The following is a 20,136-nucleotide window of genomic DNA, read 5'->3' as shown; positions in this document are numbered from 1 at the left end:
ATATAATAAAGCTCGATTCATCTCGCTTTTTTCTAAATCCCGTGGTCAAGCCACGGGAGGCATTGCCCGCGTGGTTCTGATGTCATTCTTAGCTAAAAGCAGGAATCCAGGAAAAAAAAAGCATAAATACAGCAAATTTTTAAAATTAAAAGCTTAGGTTATCTCGCTTTATACTAGATTCCTGCTTTCGCAGGAATGACATTAAGGGTATTTTTCGATCCACACAAATAAGCTTTAAGCAGGAATGACACGTAACTCATGAATAACATAGGTACAAGCAACTAGATGACATCAAGCGTGTTTTTTAATCTACGCAGACAAAGCTTTATCTAATAAGTTATCCCTTAAATAATTATTCTTCTTGCAAATGTTGTTGCATAATAAAGCTATCACTTATATACTTTACGGGACAAATTAAATCCGCTAAAATTCTGCATGGTAAATAGTAATTTTTATAGGAATCTGGGACCAAGAAAGCTAACGGCAATTGCAGATTTCCTACAAGATTTTATAGAAGCTCCTAAAATTCATGAAGATGTAGCTATTCATGATATTAAAATTTTACAAGAAGCTTCTTCTAATGATATTAGCTTTTTGAGCAATATTAAATATTCTCGGTTTTTAAAAAATACTAAAGCTGTAGCTTGTATCGTGCCAAAAGACTTTACTGGAGAAGCAAATCCCAATACTGTCTTACTGCGTGCTAAGAATTCATATTTTGCTTACGGCAAGCTAATAGATTTTTTCTATGCTCCAGTAAAATCGTATTCTACTAAAATAATGAAATCAGCTTATGTTGCAGATTCAGCAACTATAGGTAAAAATTGTTATATAGGTCATAATGCAGTTATTGAGGATAATGTTGTTATAGGCGATAATAGCATAATAGAAGCAGGCAGTTTTATAGGCATTGGGGTGATTATCGGCAGAAATGCTAGAATTGAATCTAATGTATCAATAAATTATTCTGTTATAGGAGATGACGCTGTAATCCTTTCAGGAGCAAGAATCGGACAAGACGGATTCGGCTTTTCTACTGAAAAAGGTATGCATCATAAAATATTTCATACTGGAATTGTTAAAATCGGTAATAATGTTGAAATCGGTGCTAACACTACTATCGATAGGGGATCGCTGCAAGACACTATTATAGAAGATTTATGCCGTATAGATAATTTAGTGCAGATCGGGCATAGCGTTAAAATAGGTAAAGGCTCTATTATTGTAGCACAAGCGGGAATAGCTGGAAGTAGTGTAATTGGTAAATATTGTGCTCTTGGGGGACAAGTGGGAGTCGCCGGACATCTAAATATAGGTGATGGAGCTCAGGTAGCAGCACAAGGTGGTGTAGCACAAAATATAGAAGCGGGTAAGATTGTTGGCGGTAGTCCAGCTGTACCTGTTATGGATTGGCATAGGCAATCTATTATTATGAAACAATTAATAAATAAGAGATCTAAATAAATGACTATCGATATTACCGAAATTATGGATTTGATACCTCATCGTTATCCCTTTTTATTAGTGGATAAAGTAGTTGAAATTGACCCTAATAAATCAATAACTGGTATTAAAAATGTTACTGTTAATGAGCCGCAATTTACAGGGCATTTTCCGGCAAGACCTGTTATGCCTGGGGTTTTAATGGTTGAGGCTATGGCACAGCTTGCAGCTATATTAGTTGCTAAATCTCTCGGCTCTACTAAAAATAAAGAAGTATTTTTAATGGCTATCGAAAACTCAAAATTTCGTAAAGTTGTCCAGCCAGGGGATACAATGCACATTCATGCTACTATTGATCAGCAGAGGGCTAATGTTTGGAAGTTTTCAAGCACAGTTAAAGTTGATGGTGAAATGGCAGCGGAAAGTAAATTTACCGCAATGATCAAAGATAAATCTTAAGGGTATTAGTAGTGTCAAATTCTAATATACACCCAACTAGCATAATTGCCGAAAGTGCAAAGCTTGGTAAGAACGTAAAAGTTGGTCCATATTGTATTGTTGGTCCAGAAGTAGTACTGCATGATAATGTAGAGCTAAAGTCTCACGTAGTTATTGAGGGGATTACTGAAATTGGCGAAAGCACAGTAATTTATCCGTTTGCGTCTATTGGTCAACCTCCGCAAATCTTAAAATATAATAATGAGCGGTCAAATACGATAATCGGTTCTAACAATACTATTAGAGAATATGTTACAGTGCAGGCAGGAAGCCAAGGTGGCGGAATGATTACAAGCATAGGAAATAATAATTTATTTATGGTTGGTGTTCATATCGGTCATGATTGTAAAATCGGTAATAATGTAGTATTTGCTAATTATGTAAGCTTAGCGGGACATATAGAAGTAGAAGACTATGTTATAATTGGTGGCTTATCTGCGGTGCATCAATATGCAAGAATTGGAAAGCATTCAATGATTGGCGGTTTATCACCGGTTGGAGCGGATGTAATACCTTTTGGTCTTGCAAGCGGCAAACGTGCAGTACTTGAGGGGCTAAACTTAGTTGGAATGAATAGGAAAGGGTTTGATAAAGCAGAGTCTTTAAATGCTTTAAAAGTAGTTCAGGAAATCTTTTTAGGTGAGGGTAATTTCACTGATAGAATTAAGCAAGCTCAAGAAAAATATAAAAATAATTCTATAGTAATGCAAATTATTGATTTCCTTGAGCAGGGTAGTAATAGATCGTTTTGTTCTTTTGAGAAGTAATTTTACTATAGTGGTTATTTCTCACAAATGAAAAGATGACGTAAGCCAATTTTCAAATAAAACGAGTATACTTATATTCCTAAAGTATCTCTATATAGCTCAAGCATAGCATCCTGCTCAGCTAGCTTATCTTTATCAAGTTTTTTCAGCTTTAAAACAGTTTTCATTGCCTTAACATCAAATCCGTGCGAAGAAGCATCTTGAAAAATATCCTTAATTTCTTCAGATAGGTCAGCTTTTTCTTGCTCTAATCTTTCTATTTTGCTTAAATATTGCTCTAATTGTTCTTTTACTACTACTTCAGACATAAAAAATTATTTAACCTTTTTGAATTTACTATATAATACAAATACACTTTACATTCAATAAAATAATAATAATAATGCAAATTTATCCTTTGAGGCTTTTGCCTAATAAAATCGATTTTGATTTTATGAATTTTAAAAAAGTCAGTTACACTTTCTCAATTATTTTATCACTCATTAGCTTTATTTGGATTGGTATGTACAAATTTAATTTCGGTATTGATTTTGCCGGAGGTATAGTTATAGAAGTAAGGCTTGACCAAACGCCAGATTTACCAAAAATGCGTCAAGTTTTAGGCGAGCTTGGAATTGGTGAGGTAGTGCTACAAAATTTCGGTAGTGAGCGTGATTTATCGATCAGATTCGGTAGTAGTAGCGAAGATAATTTAATGAAAAATATTGAACTAATTAAATCAACTCTTAAAAATAATTTTCCTTATAATTTTGAATATCGAAAAGTGGATTTCGTTGGTCCGCAGGTCGGTAGGCAATTAATTGAGGCAGGGACTATGGCAATGCTATTTTCGTTTGCGGCAATTATGGTTTATATTTGGGTGCGTTTTGAATGGTATTTCGGGCTTGGTATACTTATAGCTTTAGTGCATGATGTTATATTAGCACTCGGATTTATGAGTATAACAAAGCTAGATTTTAACTTAAGTACTATTGCGGCAGTGTTAACTATCATAGGATATTCTGTTAATGATTCGGTAGTAATATATGATAGGATTAGGGAAAACTTACGTAAATATCATAAAAAAGGCATAACAGAAATTATAAATCTAAGTATCAATGAGACTTTATCGCGAACAATTTTAACAGTAGTAACTACTTTGCTTGCTAATTTGGCACTTGTTCTTTTTGGTGGTGAAGCGATTCGTAGTTTTAGCGTACTTGTATTTTTTGGAATAATAGCGGGTACTTATTCATCAATTTTTATTTCTGCTCCAATACTTACGATATTTGCTAATAGAAAATTTGAGAAGAAAATATAAAAAATATTGTCATTACGAGGATGTACCCCTTATTACTGGATCCCGTGGTCAAGCCACGGGATGACAATGAGGATGTTTTTCGATCCATGCCCACGATATGACATAATAAGGCTTTGCCACTCCTCGCAATGACAAAACAAGAGTAATTTATGCTGAAAAAAGAAGATAGAATTTTTACCAATTTACACGGCGAACAGAGCCATGATTTGAAATCTAGCAAGAAGCGTGGTGATTGGTATAATACTAAAGCTTTGCTTAATAAGGGCAAAGAATGGATTATTGAAGAGGTTAAGAAATCAGGGCTTAGAGGGCGAGGAGGTGCAGGATTTTCTACCGGTACTAAATGGTCTTTTATGCCCAAAGAATCAAAAAAGCCATCTTATTTAGTGGTTAACGCTGATGAATCTGAACCAGGTACTTGCAAAGATCGAGATATATTAAGATATGAACCGCATAAGTTAATAGAGGGGTGTTTGCTCGCCAGTTTTGCCATAGGAGCAAATAGCTGTTATATCTATATTAGAGGGGAGTTTTACAACGAAGCTTCCAATATTCAGCGTGCTTTAGATGAAGCATACAAAGATGGTTTGATAGGAAAAAATGCTTGCGGTTCAGGCTTTAATTATGATATTTATTTGCATCGTGGAGCTGGGGCTTATATTTGCGGCGAAGAAACCGCACTGCTTGAAAGTTTAGAAGGTAAAAAAGGCATGCCACGACTAAAACCGCCTTTTCCGGCAGGCTTCGGGTTATATGGTTGCCCAACCACTATAAATAATGTTGAATCTATCGCAGTAGTACCAACTATTTTAAGGCGTGGAGCTACTTGGTTTGCATCCATCGGTAAACCTAATAATACCGGCACTAAGATTTTTTGTATATCGGGTCATGTTAATAAGCCTTGTAATGTTGAAGAGGCAATGGGGATTCCTTTAAAAGAAATCATTGAAAAACATGCGGGTGGTGTTCGTGGCGGTTGGGATAACCTCAAAGCTATAATACCGGGTGGCTCTTCCGTTCCTTTGCTTCCTAAATCCTTATGCGAAACTGCTGATATGGACTTTGATAGCTTAAAAGCAGCAGGTTCTAGTTTAGGTACTGGCGGGATTATTGTTATGGATAAATCTACTGATATTATTTATGCAATAGCACGTCTTAGTAAGTTCTATATGCATGAGTCTTGCGGGCAGTGTACCCCGTGCCGTGAGGGTACAGGATGGATGTGGCGTGTTATGATGAGGCTCGTTAAAGGTGATGCCAAAAAATCCGAGATAGATCAGCTTCTTGAAGTTACAAAGGAGATAGAGGGGCATACTATTTGTGCACTCGGTGATGCTGCCGCTTGGCCAATTCAGGGGCTAATAAAGCATTTTAGAGATGAGATTGAAAGCAGAATACAATAGCTTCTATATCATTCCCGCTCCCGCCGGAATGACATAGAAGTCGCAGGATGACAACTTATAAATAACTAAAAAAACTTTATGCAAACAAATACTGAATCAAATAATACTAAAACAACTGACCAAGAATGGAAATCTTTTATTTTTGTAGTAGTTATTGCACTAATGATTAGAATATTAATAATAGAATCCTTTGTTGTTCCGACTGGGTCAATGAAAGCTACTATACTTGAAAATGATCGGATTTTTGGTACAAAATATAGTTATGGATATAGTAATTATTCTTTATCTTTTTTTGATTTTATTCATTTATTTAAGGGACGAATATTTGCTCGCACTCCAGAGCGTGGTGATATCATAATTTTTCGTCCTCCTCATGAGATGAGTACTAGATATATAAAGCGTTTGATAGGGCTACCTGGGGATAAAGTGCAATTAATTGACGATGTAATATATATTAACGATGAAAAAATAGAGCGTATAGAGTCAGGAATTTATGTTAGTGAAGAGGGAAGAAAATATTTAAAATTTAAGGAAACACTACCAAATGGCAAAACATATTTTTCTTATAAGCTTGCTCCTGTTTTAGGAATTATGTCTAATGATAAGTATGGTAACACAGACGCTTTTTATGTACCAGAGGGGGAATATTTCTTTTTAGGAGATAATAGAGATCAGTCAAATGATAGTAGGATAGATTTAGGTTTTGTGCCGTTTGAGAATTTTATTGCCAAAGCACAATTTATTTGGTTTTCAACAAAAATAACATGGTGGGATAGTGATATAGGGGTTATTAATCTAATATTAAAGTTAAAGCCCTGGGTAGAGTCTATTAGGTTTAATAGGATATTTAGAAATCTATACAGCATAGAGGATTGATGGAGTCATTTGAGGAGTTAGAAAAATTACTTGATTATAGTTTTAAGAATAAGGCACTTTTAACAGAAGCTTTAAGTCATCCATCTTTAAGACAGCATCATGAATATAAGGCTAATAAAGATTATGAGAGATTAGAATTTCTAGGTGATGCGGTATTAAATTTAGTCATCACAGAAATTTTATTTAATAATTTCAAAGAATATAACGAAGGAAATTTAGCTAAAATCAGATCATATCTAGTTTGTAAGGAAACAATTTGTGTTGTAGGGGCTAAGCTCGGTTTAAAAGATTATATTATTATGACTCATGGTGAAGAAATAGCCGGCGGACGTGATAATCCTAATAATATAGAAAATGTTACGGAAGCTTTAATTGCAGCTATATATCTCGATAGTGATATTACTACAATTCATAATATTATAGGGAAATTATGGGCAGAATTTATAAAAGTCAAAGATTTAACAGATTACGACCCTAAAACCGCCTTGCAAGAATGGGCACAAAGCAAAGATCATCATATCCCGATATATCGACTTATTAAAAGAGAGGGCGTAGCTCACTTATCAACCTTTACAGTATCAGTAAAAATAAACGGCTATGAGCAAACAGGTAAAGGACACTCTATAAAAGAAGCTGAAAAAAACGCCGCAAGAAGTTTATTGCATAGGCTTAAAAATGATTAAACAAAAAACAGTTTCCGTTTGTATTATCGGGCGACCTAATAGCGGCAAGTCTACTTTGCTAAATAGAATAATCGGTGAAAAGCTTTCGATAGTTACTCCCAAAGTTCAAACAACTAGGTCGATTATTACCGGTATCATTACCTTAAAAGATACGCAAATAATTTTGTATGATACTCCCGGGATATTTGAGCCGAAAGGAACTTTAGAAAAGGCAATGGTTAGATGTGCTTGGTCTAGCCTGCATAGTGCCGATATTGTCATGTTAATTATTGATAGTTTAAAGCCGCTAGATAACATAACGCATGATATCTTAAATAAGCTTCGCTCACTTAATGTTGTGCCGGTATTTTTGTTAAACAAAATAGATGTCGAATCGAAATATATAGACGACACTAAAGCTTTTTTAGCTGAAAATTATCCTGATAGTTTGCTTTTCCCTATTTCTGCTATTTCAGGTGAGAATGTTGATAAGCTACTTGAATATATAACAAGTAAAGCAAAAATAGCTCCTTGGCTTTATGAAGAGGATGACATAACCGATTTGCCGATGCGTTTTATTGCTGCGGAAATTACGAGAGAGCAATTATTTTTAGGTTTGCAGCAGGAACTACCTTATAAGCTAACTGTGCAAACCGAAAAATGGGAAGAGCTTAAAGATAAATCCGTAAAAATTAATCAGATTATAGTAGTTTCAAGAGAGAGCTATAAAACTATAATACTCGGTAAAAACGGCTCAAAAATTAAAGAGCTAGGGGCAAAATCTCGTATGCAAATGCAGCAATTTTTTGGCTTCCCCGTGCATTTGTTTCTATTCGTTAAAGTACGTGAGCTATGGGAAGATAATCGTGATTATTATCAGTATATGAAGATATGAGGAGTTTAAACGTCATGAGCTAAGAAAGAGGCAAAGCCTCGACGTGGCAATCTCATGAAATAATACTAAATTCCTGAGATTATTTCGTAATTTCCTCGCAATGACGGGTTTAGAAAAATAACATTATACAAAAAAACAATGATAGTACTTGGGATTGATCCGGCACTTGGGAGTCTTGGCTGGGCAGTAGTAGCAAAGGAATCTACAAAGCTGAAATATTTAGCTAGCGGCGTTATCAAAACAAGTAGTAAAGACGAAATGCATAACAGGCTTGCCTTTATCAATGACGTACTAGAAAAGGTGATATTAGAATATAAGCCGAATATGGCGGCGATTGAAGAAACGTTTGTTAATACTAATAGCGTAACTTCCTTAAAGCTTGGCTATGCAAGAGGTGCTATAATGTCGCTTATAGGTAGGCACAGCTTGGGTATGCGGGAGTTTAAACCCAATACAATAAAAAAAACTGTCACAGGTTATGGTCATGCTGAAAAGGATCAGATTTTGCATATGATTAAGTTATTGCTGCTTGGTACTTCGGCAATTACCAACTCTGATGAGGCTGATGCCGTGGCAATCGCTTATACTTGTCTAGTTACAAAGAATTACTGAAATGAAGCCTATAATAATATTAGTTGCACCGCAAATGGGTGAGAATATAGGTGCTACCGCAAGAGCCATGAAGAATTTTGGCTTAAATGAGCTTAGAATCATAGCCCCGAGAGATGGCTGGCCTAACGAGCAAGCACGTAGTAACGCAGTTGGAGCGGTCAATATAATAGATAATGCAAAAATTTATGATAGCCTTGAGGAGTGTATTAAAGACCTTGAATATCTGTATGCGACTACTTGTATCAAACGGGCGATGAATAAAGATTATGTATTCTCACAAAATCTAACTTCCGATTATCCGAGTCTTGCAAAAATCGGGATAATGTTTGGGCGAGAAAATAACGGGCTTAGCAATGAAGAAATTGCACTTGCCAATAAGATTATCACTATTAATACCACGGAATTTAGTTCACTAAATATTGCTCAGGCAGTTATTATTGTATGCTATGAATTGTTTCGTAATTCCGAGTCAAGAGAAGATATTTATAATGTCCAAAAACTCGCTACTAAAGAGGAAATAGATCATTTCTTGACAAATTTATTCGGTAAATTAGACAAAACCGGATTCTTTAAAATTCCGGAAAGAAAGCCTATTATGCAGCAAAACATCACCAATATATTTATGCGTATAAATAACCTCTCTACCCCCGAAATCCAAACCCTACAAGGTATCATAAAATCTTTGAATAATTTTTAATGATTTTCATGAATTCTATCAATGATGTCTAGAAGCTTTTTGAGCTCAGGAACATAAGTTCTTATTCGATTATAGATTTCATCGGCAAGTTTTTCATTATAAGTGTGTGAGGTCATATTGCGGTCAAGTAGCATATGAACCCATAAAGCTTCATCATTTATAATGCCCACTGCGTAAGCTTCTTTAATTACTTCTTTGGGATAATTGAGAACTATACCCATTTGAGCAAAATACTCTTTTAAAAATTTCCAAGCAAATTCAAAAGTAAATTCAAATCTTTGAATTGTTGCGTCTACATAAGCTTCATCCTCTTTTACTTCCTTTAGATAAATAGCTTCAAGTTTAATGAGAGCCTTACGAAATTTTTCAAGCTTAATGTTTACTTTTAACATATAAAATCTTTTTATACGCACATAAAAACCACGGGGCTTGCCCCGTGGATGTAGTGCTCCCCATATCTTTCTGCTATGGTGATGTATGCAGATTAGAAAACAAGGTCACTGTGCTTACCAATGTGAGTATCATTTGGTGTTAGTGAGTAAATATAGGCGGAAAATATTCAATGCTGGGAGTTTTGGGTATTTTGAAGCAATACTTAAGCAGGTGTGGGGAAATATACCTGAGATAAAACTATTGACGATAAATCATGATATAGATCATATTCACATGCATCTATCTATACCACCAAAGGTGAGAGTTAGTGATGTGGTGAGGACAATAAAATCTATAACTGGTAGATTATTAAAAAAGAAATTTGAATATATAAGGAAGGCTTATTGGGGTATTGATGGAGTCTGGTCAGATGGATATTTCGTGTCAACTGTTGGAATTAATGAGCATATAATAAAACGATATATAGAGCATCAGGGGCAGGAGGATATGGGGCAAGCACAGCTTGTACTCGACCTATAGGTCGACACAGATACCACGGGGCTTGCCCCGTGGAGTGTTCACTTCTTATTATATTTTCATAAAGCCCAAGGCTTATTTTCGTGTTATCGAACCTGACACAATCTATCTTTAAAAGCGTATCAGCATCATTTATAATATCTACAACTTTTAACCATTCTTGATCTGTAATATTAGGGCAAATGATAGCAAGATCAATATCGGAACGCTTGTTGTTATCGCCTCTAGCACGAGAACCAAAAAGCCATATTTCTTCGATAAATGGTAAAGATTTTAGCTTTTTGATAAATATGTAGGATTGTATATCTTTATTCATTTAATTACCAGCTTTTATATTAAAGGTTTAATAATCTCAGCTACTCTTCCTGCTTCATCTAAAGGTGGATAGCTATACTCTTCTAATTTCGTTACAGACTTATCAAACATTCTTGCTATTTTCAGTTCAACCAGTTTTTTTACAAAAATTTTGTGTTTTGAGGAGTTAAAATTTGATGGGCAGAATATATAAAGAGGTTTGCCGCTTGAAGCTGCCTCGCTGCACATTGATATAGAATCGGCTGTAGAGATTATATATTTTGCTTTAGCTAACATAGCTATGTAAGGATTATATCCATTAGACATACTCCCAAACTCTACTTCTAGAGGTAATTTGTGTGTCAATCCGGTACTCGTATCCTCACGTACTAAAGTGTACGCTGCGGTACTGTGTTCCGTGTTTCCTACAAATTTCTCTCTGTAAGCGAATTTGGAAATATGTCTAATATCAACAGTTGGATCATATATAATTGTTGAAGTTGGCATATTATCTTTGATAATTGATTTTACCGGATCAGGTGTGCGTCTGCTAAAACTAATGAAAAAAGGAATTTTTTGATTATCATATATTATTTTTAATAATGAAGAAAAATGAATAGCTTCTTTTTCAGTAAAATTAAATTTCTTATTATTTCCACCGATTATTACGGCAATAAATTCTTTAAGCTTAGGGTAATGTTTTTGTAGTTCTGCCTCTGCTATAGCAAATTTAGCAGTTACGTTATTAATAGCTCCGTTTATTGGGATGATCTTGTCATTGCGAGGAAATGCGTAGCATTGACGAAGCAATCTAGCGAAAAAGTTCTGAGATTGCCACAGCCACTTCATGGCTTCGCAATGACGTTGATCATGATAAGGTAAAATGACTGCCTCAAACACCTCATAAGATAAATTAGGTTGCATTATTTGAATCAGTTTAATTTCTTTTTTTAACTTGTTTTTTAAATAAAATGCCAAAGCTGCTGTTCTTCTTCCAGCAGTAATAATTATATCAGCTAGAGGCTTATCTAAAATATTCCGTAATATCTCTTTCTTTATATGTACAGGATAATATTTAAGTAAAAAGTTTGGCAGCTTAGCTAAGCAATTATATTCAAGTCCAATGATTGTATATTCTCTAGCTAGTTTTTCAGCAAGTGCAATTGTTTGATGGTTATTGCCTGTTCTACTATCTGTAAGCACCCAGATCATAAATATTCCTTTAAAGGTAGTGTTAATAAGTCGGTAAGCAGGAGTGATTTATCGCAAGCATTAGCTATTTTTGGCATAACAGGAATTTGGGCTATTAAAGGTATATTATATTTTTGTGATAAATGACTGCCGCTATTCCCTTCAAAGAAATTGCTCATATTCTCGATTATTCCGAGTATCGGTAAATTTAATTTTTGATATAAATCTATAGAGCGTACGACATCTATCTCTGACATTTTTTGCGGAGTAGTGACGATTACCACGCCGTCTAAATGATAATTCTCAAGCATACTTAAATGAATATCGCCTGTTCCTGGTGGTATATCAATAATTAAATAGTCAAGGTTATCCCATTTCGTCACTGATAATAATTGATAAATAGTTTTACTAGCCATAGGACCACGCCAAATAATTGCTGAATGATCTTTAACAAAGAAGCCTATAGATATTACATCAATATTTTTTGCTCTTACCGGTATTATTCGTCCATCAATTGTTTGCGGAACCTCGTTAATACCAAATATATGCGGAATTGAAGGTCCGTAAATATCAGCATCAACTATGCCAACTCGGTAATTCTCAAGACTTAATTGCTGAGCAATGAGAGCCGATATTGTAGATTTACCAACCCCTCCTTTACCTGAAGCAACTAAAATAATTTTTTTAACATTCTCCACCAAATGTTTTGGTTTTTGAGGTTTTTTCTCTACTGTTTTACTCTCAGTAAAAACGATAGTTATTTTACCTATGTCAACTATTTCGTTAAGCTTCTTAAAGGCTTCATTCTTTATTTCTTCGGCTTCTAATTTGTCGATACCTGATATATCTATTGAAAAACCAATATTATTGTGTTTAATTATAATATTTGATATAACTTGTTTTAAAAAAGTACCGTCTTTAAAAGCAATATTATGCAGTTTATTGATGATTTGGTTTTGGTGTAAATCAGCCATAATTAAAATTCCTTTTTAAGTCTGCTATAAGTTCGCAACTTGACGTTAAATACTATAATATATATAATCATTAAATCTTCAAATTTCAAAATTAATATAAAAAGCAAATGCTTAATAAAAAATATATCCCAATTTTCAAAAAATCTCCGTGGAAAGATTTTGATAACGATAAAGATGATAACATATTCACAAGACCAAGAAAAAATCAATTTAATTTTGATAAATTTCAGTTTCAATTTAATTTCAGTACAAAAACAATAATTTTAGTTGCTCTAGCATCTTTTGTTTTGTGGCTTGCTTCAGGTATTTATGAAGTAAAAGAAGGTGAAGAAGCGGCTGTAACAAGGTTTGGACGTTTTGTTCGTAAAGGTTACGCTGGTCTTAATTATCGTTTGCCTGCCCCATTCGAAAAAGAAATAGTCGAGAAAGTTAAACAATCAAGACGAATTGAGATCGGATATCGTACAAATAATTCTGTGCGTAGTGGTGGTGATACCAAAAATATTGCCGGTGAAAGTATTATGTTAACTGGTGATGAGAATATTGTTGCTTTAAATTGTGACGTAATGTGGCATATTAATAACCTTGAGGATTTTATGTTTAATGTACAAAAGCCTGAAGAAACAGTTAAGTCAACAGTAGAAAGTGCCGTTAGAGAAGTGATAGGGAACACGCCTATTTCTTGGGTATTATCTGATCAGAAACAAGAAATTACTCATAAAATAGAAACATTAGCACAAAAAATTCTAGATAGTTATAACGTTGGAGTAATGATTGAAAAGGTGCAATTATTAAAAGCTGAGCCACCTGCTGAGGTTATAGATGCTTATAGAGATGTGCAAACTTCAAAAGCAGATAAAGAAAAGGAAATAAATCAAGCTCAAGCCTATAATAATAAAGTATTGCCCGAAGCCAGAGGTGCAGCAGCTAGAATTACAGAAGAAGCAGAAGCCTATAGAGAGGAAATAATATCAAAGGCTGAGGGAGATAGCCAGAGATTTAATGCAATTTACAAGCAATATGCTGTAAACAAGCAAGTAACTAGAGACAGGCTATATTTAGAAGTAGCTGAAGAAGTATTAAGCGGGTCAAGTAAGACTATTATTAATAATGCGTTACTTCCGCATATGGCTATTAAGTAGATGAATTTCAAAAATTGGTTGCGTCGTCTCGTCATTGCGAGGAAATTACGAAGTAATTGACGAAGCAATCTCAGGATACTTGAGAAGATTGCCTCCGCCCTCTGCTATGCATCTCCTCGCAATGACGAAGCTAATCAAACAACAAAAAATGTTAAATTAAATGCAAAAGATTTACTATATAATTTTTACGGTTCTTTTTGGGCTGATATTAATTTCTAGCTCACTATTTTCAGTTGATCAACGTCAATCTGCTGTAGTATTCCAATTTGGTGAAGCAGTAAGAACCATAGAAAAACCTGGGCTACATATTAAAATTCCGTTAATTCAAAATGTTGAATTTTTTGATAAGCGTCTTTTAGATGTTGAAGTTGAAGCAAAAGAGTTAACAGCTGCTGATGGTAAAAGAGTTATCGTTGATGCTTATGCTAAGTTCCAAATTAATAATCCTGTAATGTTTTATAAAACTGTTCATGATTATCAAGGAGTCAAAATTAGGCTGACTCGTAACCTTGAATCCTCAATGCGAAAAGTAATAGGTAAGATTTCACTAAGTAGCTTATTATCCCAAGAGCGTAGTAATGTAATGCTTAATATTTTAAATCAAGTAGACGGTGAAGCTAAAAGCTTTGGTATTGATGTGGTTGATGTTAGAATTTTAAGAGCTGACTTACCAAAAGAAAATAGTGCGGCTATTTATCGTCGTATGCAAACTGCTCGTGAAAAAGAAGCAACACAAATTAGGGCAGAAGGTCAGGAAGAAAGTGTTCGTATTCGCTCAAAAGCAGATAAAGAAAGCAAGATAACACTTGCTAAAGCTTACAAAGATGCTCAAATTATCAAAGGTGATGGTGATGAGAAAGCGGCTAAAATATATAATTCTGCTTATTCTGCCGATCCGGAATTTTACAAATTTTATAAGTCGCTTTTAGTATATAAAAATTCTTTAAAGAAAGAAGATACTAATTTTATCATTTCGCCCGATGCTGAAGTTTTAAAATATCTTAATTTAGCTAAGTAGTATATGAATCTGAAAATATTTTTTGTTATAATAATTTTAATATTTAATAACAATGTTTTAGCGAAAGAAAATAATAAATCTTCAAAAGCAATAGATTCGGAAGAGGAAAGTGAATTTACTGAAATAAATTCCATACCTCTAAAAGTAAATAATGCATCACGTTATAGTTTTGCTGATATAGTTGAGCCTTTAATCCCTGCTGTTGTTAATATTTCTACTATAGAATATGTTAATAGTAAGTCAGAAGCTGCGGAAAAAGATCCTTTACAAGAAAAAAAACCTTTGGATTTCATTAATGATTTTCTAGAACGTCTTAACATACCTCTCAATCTCGAAGAAGTTGACCCTACTCCAAAAGCAATGCCGCTCGGTTCTGGGTTTATTATTGAGCCTAATGGTTTGATAGTTACAAATTATCACGTGATTGCTAATGTTAGTAAAATTAATGTAAAATTAGCCGATAACACTGAATTACCAGCTAAATTAATAGGTAGTGATACTAAAACTGATTTAGCTCTTTTAAAAATAGATGTTGAAGAACCGCTGCCTTTTGTTGAATTTGGTGACTCAAATGACGCAAGAGTAGGGGACTGGGTTATTGCAATCGGTAATCCTTTCGGTAATCTTGGTGGTACTGTTACTGCTGGTATTATTTCTTCAAAAGGACGGGATATTGATATTGACACTAATAATATAGTTGATAATTTTATCCAAACAGATGCGGCAATTAATAACGGCAATTCTGGTGGACCAATGTTTAATTTGGATCAAAAAGTAATTGGTGTAAATACTGCAATTTTCTCGCCACTTGGTACTAATATAGGTATTGGTTTTGCTATCCCTTCAAATACTGCAAAGCCTATAATTGAGCGTCTTAAAAAAGATGGTAAAATAAATAGAGGGCGTCTTGGTGTAACAATACAAGATTTGACCGAAGAAATATCAGAAGGATTAGGGTTAAAAGACACTAATGGTGTGTTAGTTGCTAAAATACAAAAAGATGATCCAGGTGATAAAGCAGGTATCAAAACAGGTGATATAATATTAGAGTTTGCAGGGCAAACAGTTAAAAATACTAAAAGATTACGTGTAATTGTAGCTGATATTCCTGTTGATCAAGAAGTGAAAGTAAAAGTATTACGAGATGGAGAAGCAATAGAACTACCAATAAAAATGACAGCAGATAATGAAGAAGTTAAACAAGAAGCTATAGAAGAAAATATAGAAAAAGTTACTAAGAAAGAAGATAATGGTACGTCTATTGTAAAAAGTAATATCACTTTTAGTAATTTGACTGAGGAATTAAAGCAAAAATTTGCTATATCTGCTGATAAAGTAGGATTAGTTATTACAAATGTTGAAGAAGAAGATAGTAGCTTTAGAGTTGGTGATTTAGTAAGTAATGTTAATCAAGAAAGCATAAGCGATATAAATAAAATAGAAGAATTATACGAAAATGCTAAAAAATCAGAAAAGCAAAATATTTTGCTTTTGATTGAGAGAGGTGATAGTAGTATGTTCGTGCCATTATCGGTTACTAATTAAGTATCATGTCGTGGCGGTGTTATCTGCGTGGATACCAAATACGTCATTGCGAGCGACTGTAAGGAGTGCGGCAATCTTAGGAGATTTTTATGAGATTGCCACGTCGCTTTGCTCCTCGCAATGACAATAAAAACAACCAATACCATAATTTATGAGTGAAAAAATTGCAATTTTAAGTGCATATAGTTTTGTAAATATAGAAGAGCCGGAAAGCTTAATACCGAAACTATTATTTGTCGGTAAAAGAAAATATGTTAAAGGTACTATCTTATTATCGAAAGAGGGTTTTAATGGTTCTTTTTCAGGTTCATGTAAAAGTGTAAATCTTGTACTTGAGGAATTAAAAAAGCTAACTAATGCGAAAGAGGTGAATGTTAAAATAAATTACAGTGCAATACATCCTTTTCAAAAATTAAAAGTCAGACTTAAAAAAGAAATAGTTGCTATGAATGTTGACAATTTAAATGTTAATCTATTTAAAGGCGAGTATATAGAGACAAAAGATTGGGATAAATTTATTACACAAAAAGATGTTATAGTAGTAGATACACGTAACGACTATGAAGTAGAAGTTGGTACATTTAAATCGTCAATTAATCCGTATACTGAAACATTTAAACAATTTCCGGCTTGGGCTGAACAAAATGCCGAATTACTTAAAGGTAAGAAAATTGCAATGTTCTGTACTGGCGGCATACGTTGTGAGAAATCTACTAGCTTACTGAAAAGTATGGGACATGAAGAAGTATATCACTTAAAAGGCGGTATATTGCAATATCTAGAAGATACGCAAAATAAGAATAATTTATGGCAAGGTGAGTGCTTTGTTTTTGATGACAGAAGAGCAGTAGCAGATGATTTAGTGCCTGCTGAGGGGTACTGGCTCAAGAGAAAGTAATGTCATACCGTAGCTGCATGGATCAGTTTTTCCATCATTGCGAGGAGCAAAGCGACGAAGCAATTTCATCAAATAATACTAATACTCCTGAGATTGCCACGCTCATTTCATTCGCGTAGCTCATGATAATCAAGTGACATAGAGTTATGCAGTGCTACACAAATTAATAATGTATTATTTTATGACTAAAACCAAACAAGAAATTTATAATAAGCGTCCGACTTCGCCGCATTTAACTATATATAAGCCGCAAATAAGTTCTACCTTGTCGATTTTGCATCGTATGACAGGCGTAGCTTTATTTTTTACAGTTTCAATTTTGGCATGGTGGTTTATTTTTAGTAAATTTGATAGTAATTATATACAGCTAGCTAATTGTTGTTGCATTATAAAAATATGTTTGATTCTAACTAGTTTTGCTTGGTTTTATCATTTATGTAATGGCATTCGGCATTTATTTTGGGATATCGGTTATGGCTTTTCTATAAAAGCAGTTAATTTATCAGGCTGGAGTGTGGTTATTTGTTCCATCTTATTTACGATATTGCTATGGATATGAAAACCTATTATGAAAACTACCTTACCTGAACGTTCTTTAAAAATTAGGGTTAGGCTTAATTTTATAGAATCGGTGTCATCCCGTGGCTTGTCCACGGGATGACACCGAGGGCGTTTTTTGGATCCCGCTACAAGCACGCGGGATGGCATACTTAATAACAAAAAAAATGTGTTTAGAGAAAATTAATGACATATGATTTTAGAGCAGAGATTGTAAAAGCAAAAAATACTGGTTCTGCTAAAAGCGGTTCGCATCATTGGTTGCTACAAAGAATTACGGCTATTATATTAGCTTTGTGTTCTGTGTGGCTAATATATTTTACGCTAGCCAATAAAAATAGTGATGTAAACATTATTATCTGGGAACTAAAAAGACCTATTAATTTGGTGCCTTTATTAATTGCAGTAATTACTTCTTTATATCATGCAATGCTCGGTATGCAGGTAGTAATTGAGGATTATATAGGCTGTAATAAACTGCGTAATACATTAATTATAGCAGTGAAGCTATTTAGTATTTTAACTATAGTAGCTTTGTTTTATAAGGGATTCCTGCTTTCGCAGGAATGACATAGAGAGTAAATATTTAAAAATAAAAAATTAATTCAATGACCAATTCGTATAATATAATTCATCATAAATTTGACGTAATAGTCGTAGGTGCTGGTGGTGCAGGTTTACGTGCTGCGTTCGGTATGGCTAAAGAGGGTCTTAATACGGCTTGTATATCTAAGCTATTCCCAACTCGTAGCCATACTGTTGCAGCACAAGGCGGTATTAGTGCGGCTCTTGGTAATATGGGGGCGGATGATTGGCGTTGGCATATGTATGATACGGTTAAAGGTTCTGATTGGTTAGGCGATCAGGATGCTATTGAATATATGTGCAAGAATGCTCCGGATGCGATTTTAGAGCTTGAGCATTATGGAGTACCTTTTTCAAGAACCGAAGAGGGAAAAATTTATCAGCGTCCTTTTGGCGGCATGACTACCGAGTACGGCAAAGGCAAGGCAGCACAACGTACATGTGCGGCAGCTGATCGTACTGGGCACGCTATACTTCATACTTTATATCAACAGTCATTAAAGCATAAAGTACAGTTTTTTATCGAATATTTTGCTATTGATTTATTGATGGAAGATGGTGAATGTAGAGGGGTGGTTGCATGGAATTTAGATGATGGTAGCCTGCATTGTTTCAGAGCTCATAACGTAGTGCTTGCAACGGGCGGATATGGGCGTGCTTATTTTTCGGCAACTTCGGCTCACACTTGTACAGGTGATGGGGGTGGTATGGCGATTAGAGCAGGCTTGCCGCTGCAAGATATGGAGTTTGTCCAGTTCCATCCAACCGGAATATATTCAGCTGGTTGTCTTATAACAGAGGGAGCAAGAGGTGAAGGTGGTTATCTTGTTAACGCTAATGGTGAGCGTTTCATGGAGCGTTATGCGCCGGCTGCAAAGGATTTAGCCTCAAGGGATGTAGTTTCAAGAGCAATGACTATTGAAATCCGTGAGGGGCGAGGAGTTGGAGAGCATAAAGATCATGTATTCTTACATTTAAATCATTTATCACCTGAAATTTTACATAGTCGTTTGCCTGGTATTTCTGAAACAGCTAAAATTTTTGCTGGTGTTGATGTAACCAAAGAGCCGATACCAGTGCTTCCTACAGTGCATTATAACATGGGCGGGATCCCTACTAATTATCATGGTCAGGTAATAATTAAAGATGGTAAAAATCATAATAGTATAGTAAAAGGTCTTATGTCAATCGGAGAAGCTGCTTGTGTATCGGTGCATGGTGCTAATCGTTTAGGTTCAAATTCTTTGCTTGATTTGGTGGTATTCGGCAGAAGTGCAGCACTAAAAGCAGCTGAGCTTATTAAGCCAGCAAGCCCGCATAAGCCTGTATCAGAAGAATCACTTGAAAAAATTGTTAGTAGATTTGATATAATTCGTCATAGTAGTGGTAATATTTCGGTTGCAGATTTAAGGCTTAAAATGCAAAGAACTATGCAAAGCCATGCTTCGGTATTTAGAACTCAAGAAGTTTTAAATGAAGGGGCAAAAATGATTAGCGAGATAAGAAGTAGCTATAAGGACATAAAAATTAATGATAGATCTTTAATTTGGAATAGTGATTTGGTTGAAGCCTTAGAGCTGGATAATTTACTCGATCAAGCTTTAGTAACTGTATATTCAGCAGCTGCAAGAAAAGAAAGCAGAGGAGCACACGCAAGAGAAGATTATCCTGATCGTAATGATAAAGAATGGATGCAGCACACTCTTAGCGGGGTTGATGAAGCCGGCAAGGTGGTGCTTGATTACAAACCTGTTACTTTAACTACTTTGAGTGATGAAGTAAAGGCAGTTCCACCGGCGAAAAGAGTATATTAATATATACTCTTTTTATTTAAAAAATTAGCTACGTTATTTTTCGCTTTTAATCCTC

22 protein-coding genes and 1 pseudogene are annotated in these 20,136 nt (G+C 34.6%); 18 read left to right on the top strand and 5 right to left on the bottom strand.

The genetic code is table 11. The features are described 5' to 3' along the window. Positions 1-435 precede the first annotated feature (435 nt). Genes lpxD through lpxA form a run of 3 tightly spaced genes read left to right on the top strand, consistent with a single transcriptional unit; the run spans position 436 to position 2,708 of the window. Complete coding sequence (lpxD, locus tag ACICQC_RS08485) at positions 436-1,464, top strand: UDP-3-O-(3-hydroxymyristoyl)glucosamine N-acyltransferase (protein ID WP_395476686.1); 1,029 nt, start codon at positions 436-438, stop codon at positions 1,462-1,464. Continuing rightward, positions 1,465-1,902 (top strand): 3-hydroxyacyl-ACP dehydratase FabZ, encoded by a 438-nt coding sequence (gene fabZ, locus ACICQC_RS08480; RefSeq protein WP_011477847.1) that lies wholly within the window; start codon positions 1,465-1,467, stop codon positions 1,900-1,902. An 11-nt stretch (positions 1,903-1,913) separates the two neighbouring features. After that, a complete protein-coding gene (gene lpxA / locus ACICQC_RS08475; RefSeq protein ID WP_395476685.1) occupies positions 1,914-2,708 on the top strand; it encodes an acyl-ACP--UDP-N-acetylglucosamine O-acyltransferase in 795 nt (264 codons plus the stop codon). Between the two features lie 71 nt (positions 2,709-2,779). Here lpxA and ACICQC_RS08470 read toward each other — a convergent pair whose 3' ends face one another. Beyond that, positions 2,780-3,016: a DUF2312 domain-containing protein gene (locus ACICQC_RS08470; protein ID WP_011477844.1), complete on the bottom strand. Its 237-nt coding sequence runs from the start codon at positions 3,014-3,016 to the stop codon at positions 2,780-2,782. A 74-nt stretch (positions 3,017-3,090) separates the two neighbouring features. On the opposite strand from ACICQC_RS08470, the gene secF reads away from it, so the two are divergent. The 7 genes from secF (at position 3,091) to ACICQC_RS08430 (ending at position 9,153) form a co-directional block, all read left to right on the top strand. Further along, a complete protein-coding gene (secF, locus tag ACICQC_RS08465; RefSeq protein WP_395476684.1) occupies positions 3,091-4,008 on the top strand; it encodes a protein translocase subunit SecF in 918 nt (305 codons plus the stop codon). A gap of 149 nt (positions 4,009-4,157) precedes the next feature. Then, positions 4,158-5,411 carry an NADH-quinone oxidoreductase subunit NuoF gene (gene nuoF, locus ACICQC_RS08455; RefSeq protein ID WP_395476683.1) on the top strand — a complete coding sequence of 418 codons (1,254 nt, stop codon included), beginning with the start codon at positions 4,158-4,160 and terminating at the stop codon, positions 5,409-5,411. Positions 5,412-5,489: 78 nt separating this feature from the next. After that, complete coding sequence (lepB, locus tag ACICQC_RS08450; RefSeq protein WP_395476682.1) at positions 5,490-6,287, top strand: signal peptidase I; 798 nt, start codon at positions 5,490-5,492, stop codon at positions 6,285-6,287. Next, positions 6,287-6,970, top strand: coding sequence for a ribonuclease III (gene rnc / locus ACICQC_RS08445; RefSeq protein WP_395476681.1), 684 nt, complete (start codon positions 6,287-6,289; stop codon positions 6,968-6,970). The genes lepB and rnc overlap by 1 nt, the downstream gene beginning before the upstream one ends. Next, on the top strand, positions 6,963-7,844 hold the full coding sequence (gene era / locus ACICQC_RS08440) for a GTPase Era (RefSeq protein WP_395476680.1): 882 nt from the start codon (positions 6,963-6,965) through the stop codon (positions 7,842-7,844). Before rnc ends, era begins: the two co-directional genes overlap by 8 nt. A gap of 138 nt (positions 7,845-7,982) precedes the next feature. Continuing rightward, the gene (gene ruvC / locus ACICQC_RS08435) at positions 7,983-8,456 is read left to right on the top strand and encodes a crossover junction endodeoxyribonuclease RuvC (RefSeq protein WP_395476679.1); all 474 of its coding nucleotides are present in this window, start codon (positions 7,983-7,985) and stop codon (positions 8,454-8,456) included. Between the two features lies 1 nt (position 8,457). Next, a complete protein-coding gene (locus ACICQC_RS08430) occupies positions 8,458-9,153 on the top strand; it encodes an RNA methyltransferase (RefSeq protein WP_395476678.1) in 696 nt (231 codons plus the stop codon). On the opposite strand, the gene ACICQC_RS08425 is transcribed toward ACICQC_RS08430, so the two are convergent. Continuing rightward, positions 9,150-9,545, bottom strand: a complete 396-nt coding sequence (locus tag ACICQC_RS08425) for an HI0074 family nucleotidyltransferase substrate-binding subunit (RefSeq protein ID WP_395476677.1) — start codon at positions 9,543-9,545, stop codon at positions 9,150-9,152. The genes ACICQC_RS08430 and ACICQC_RS08425 overlap by 4 nt on opposite strands. An 85-nt stretch (positions 9,546-9,630) precedes the next feature. On the opposite strand from ACICQC_RS08425, the gene tnpA reads away from it, so the two are divergent. Next, positions 9,631-10,065, top strand: coding sequence for an IS200/IS605 family transposase (gene tnpA / locus ACICQC_RS08420; RefSeq protein WP_395476676.1), 435 nt, complete (start codon positions 9,631-9,633; stop codon positions 10,063-10,065). Here the strand turns inward: tnpA and ACICQC_RS08415 are convergent. From ACICQC_RS08415 to ACICQC_RS08405, 3 genes and pseudogenes are all read right to left on the bottom strand, one after another. Beyond that, a complete protein-coding gene (locus ACICQC_RS08415; RefSeq protein ID WP_395476675.1) occupies positions 9,983-10,378 on the bottom strand; it encodes a nucleotidyltransferase domain-containing protein in 396 nt (131 codons plus the stop codon). The two genes, tnpA and ACICQC_RS08415, sit on opposite strands and share 83 nt — an antisense overlap. 4 nt (positions 10,379-10,382) lie before the next feature. Then, positions 10,383-11,568 (bottom strand): annotated as a pseudogene (locus ACICQC_RS08410) (ELM1/GtrOC1 family putative glycosyltransferase). Continuing rightward, complete coding sequence (locus tag ACICQC_RS08405; protein ID WP_395476674.1) at positions 11,565-12,521, bottom strand: P-loop NTPase; 957 nt, start codon at positions 12,519-12,521, stop codon at positions 11,565-11,567. The pseudogene ACICQC_RS08410 and the gene ACICQC_RS08405 overlap by 4 nt, the downstream one beginning before the upstream one ends. Positions 12,522-12,628: 107 nt before the next feature. Between ACICQC_RS08405 and hflK the strand changes: the two genes are divergently transcribed. The 7 genes from hflK (at position 12,629) to sdhA (ending at position 20,081) form a co-directional block, all read left to right on the top strand. After that, the gene (hflK, locus tag ACICQC_RS08400; RefSeq protein ID WP_395476673.1) at positions 12,629-13,663 is read left to right on the top strand and encodes an FtsH protease activity modulator HflK; all 1,035 of its coding nucleotides are present in this window, start codon (positions 12,629-12,631) and stop codon (positions 13,661-13,663) included. Between the two features lie 160 nt (positions 13,664-13,823). Next, positions 13,824-14,681 carry a protease modulator HflC gene (gene hflC, locus ACICQC_RS08395; protein ID WP_395476672.1) on the top strand — a complete coding sequence of 286 codons (858 nt, stop codon included), beginning with the start codon at positions 13,824-13,826 and terminating at the stop codon, positions 14,679-14,681. Positions 14,682-14,684: 3 nt separating this feature from the next. Continuing rightward, entirely contained in the window at positions 14,685-16,226 is a 1,542-nt protein-coding gene (locus tag ACICQC_RS08390; RefSeq protein WP_395476671.1) for a Do family serine endopeptidase, read from the top strand. 151 nt (positions 16,227-16,377) lie between these two features. Next, positions 16,378-17,124, top strand: coding sequence for a rhodanese-like domain-containing protein (locus ACICQC_RS08385; protein WP_395476670.1), 747 nt, complete (start codon positions 16,378-16,380; stop codon positions 17,122-17,124). Between the two features lie 181 nt (positions 17,125-17,305). Beyond that, the gene (gene sdhC / locus ACICQC_RS08380) at positions 17,306-17,683 is read left to right on the top strand and encodes a succinate dehydrogenase, cytochrome b556 subunit (protein WP_395476669.1); all 378 of its coding nucleotides are present in this window, start codon (positions 17,306-17,308) and stop codon (positions 17,681-17,683) included. Between the two features lie 185 nt (positions 17,684-17,868). Beyond that, positions 17,869-18,252 carry a succinate dehydrogenase, hydrophobic membrane anchor protein gene (sdhD, locus tag ACICQC_RS08375; RefSeq protein WP_395476668.1) on the top strand — a complete coding sequence of 128 codons (384 nt, stop codon included), beginning with the start codon at positions 17,869-17,871 and terminating at the stop codon, positions 18,250-18,252. Positions 18,253-18,290: 38 nt separating this feature from the next. Continuing rightward, the gene (gene sdhA, locus ACICQC_RS08370; RefSeq protein WP_395476667.1) at positions 18,291-20,081 is read left to right on the top strand and encodes a succinate dehydrogenase flavoprotein subunit; all 1,791 of its coding nucleotides are present in this window, start codon (positions 18,291-18,293) and stop codon (positions 20,079-20,081) included. Positions 20,082-20,136: the final 55 nt, after the last annotated feature.

Source organism: Rickettsia endosymbiont of Pantilius tunicatus (assembly GCF_964291875.1).
Classification (GTDB): Bacteria; Pseudomonadota; Alphaproteobacteria; order Rickettsiales; family Rickettsiaceae; genus Rickettsia.
Note: the sequence above shows the minus strand (reverse complement) of the source record. Positions and strands in the feature narration are given on the sequence as shown.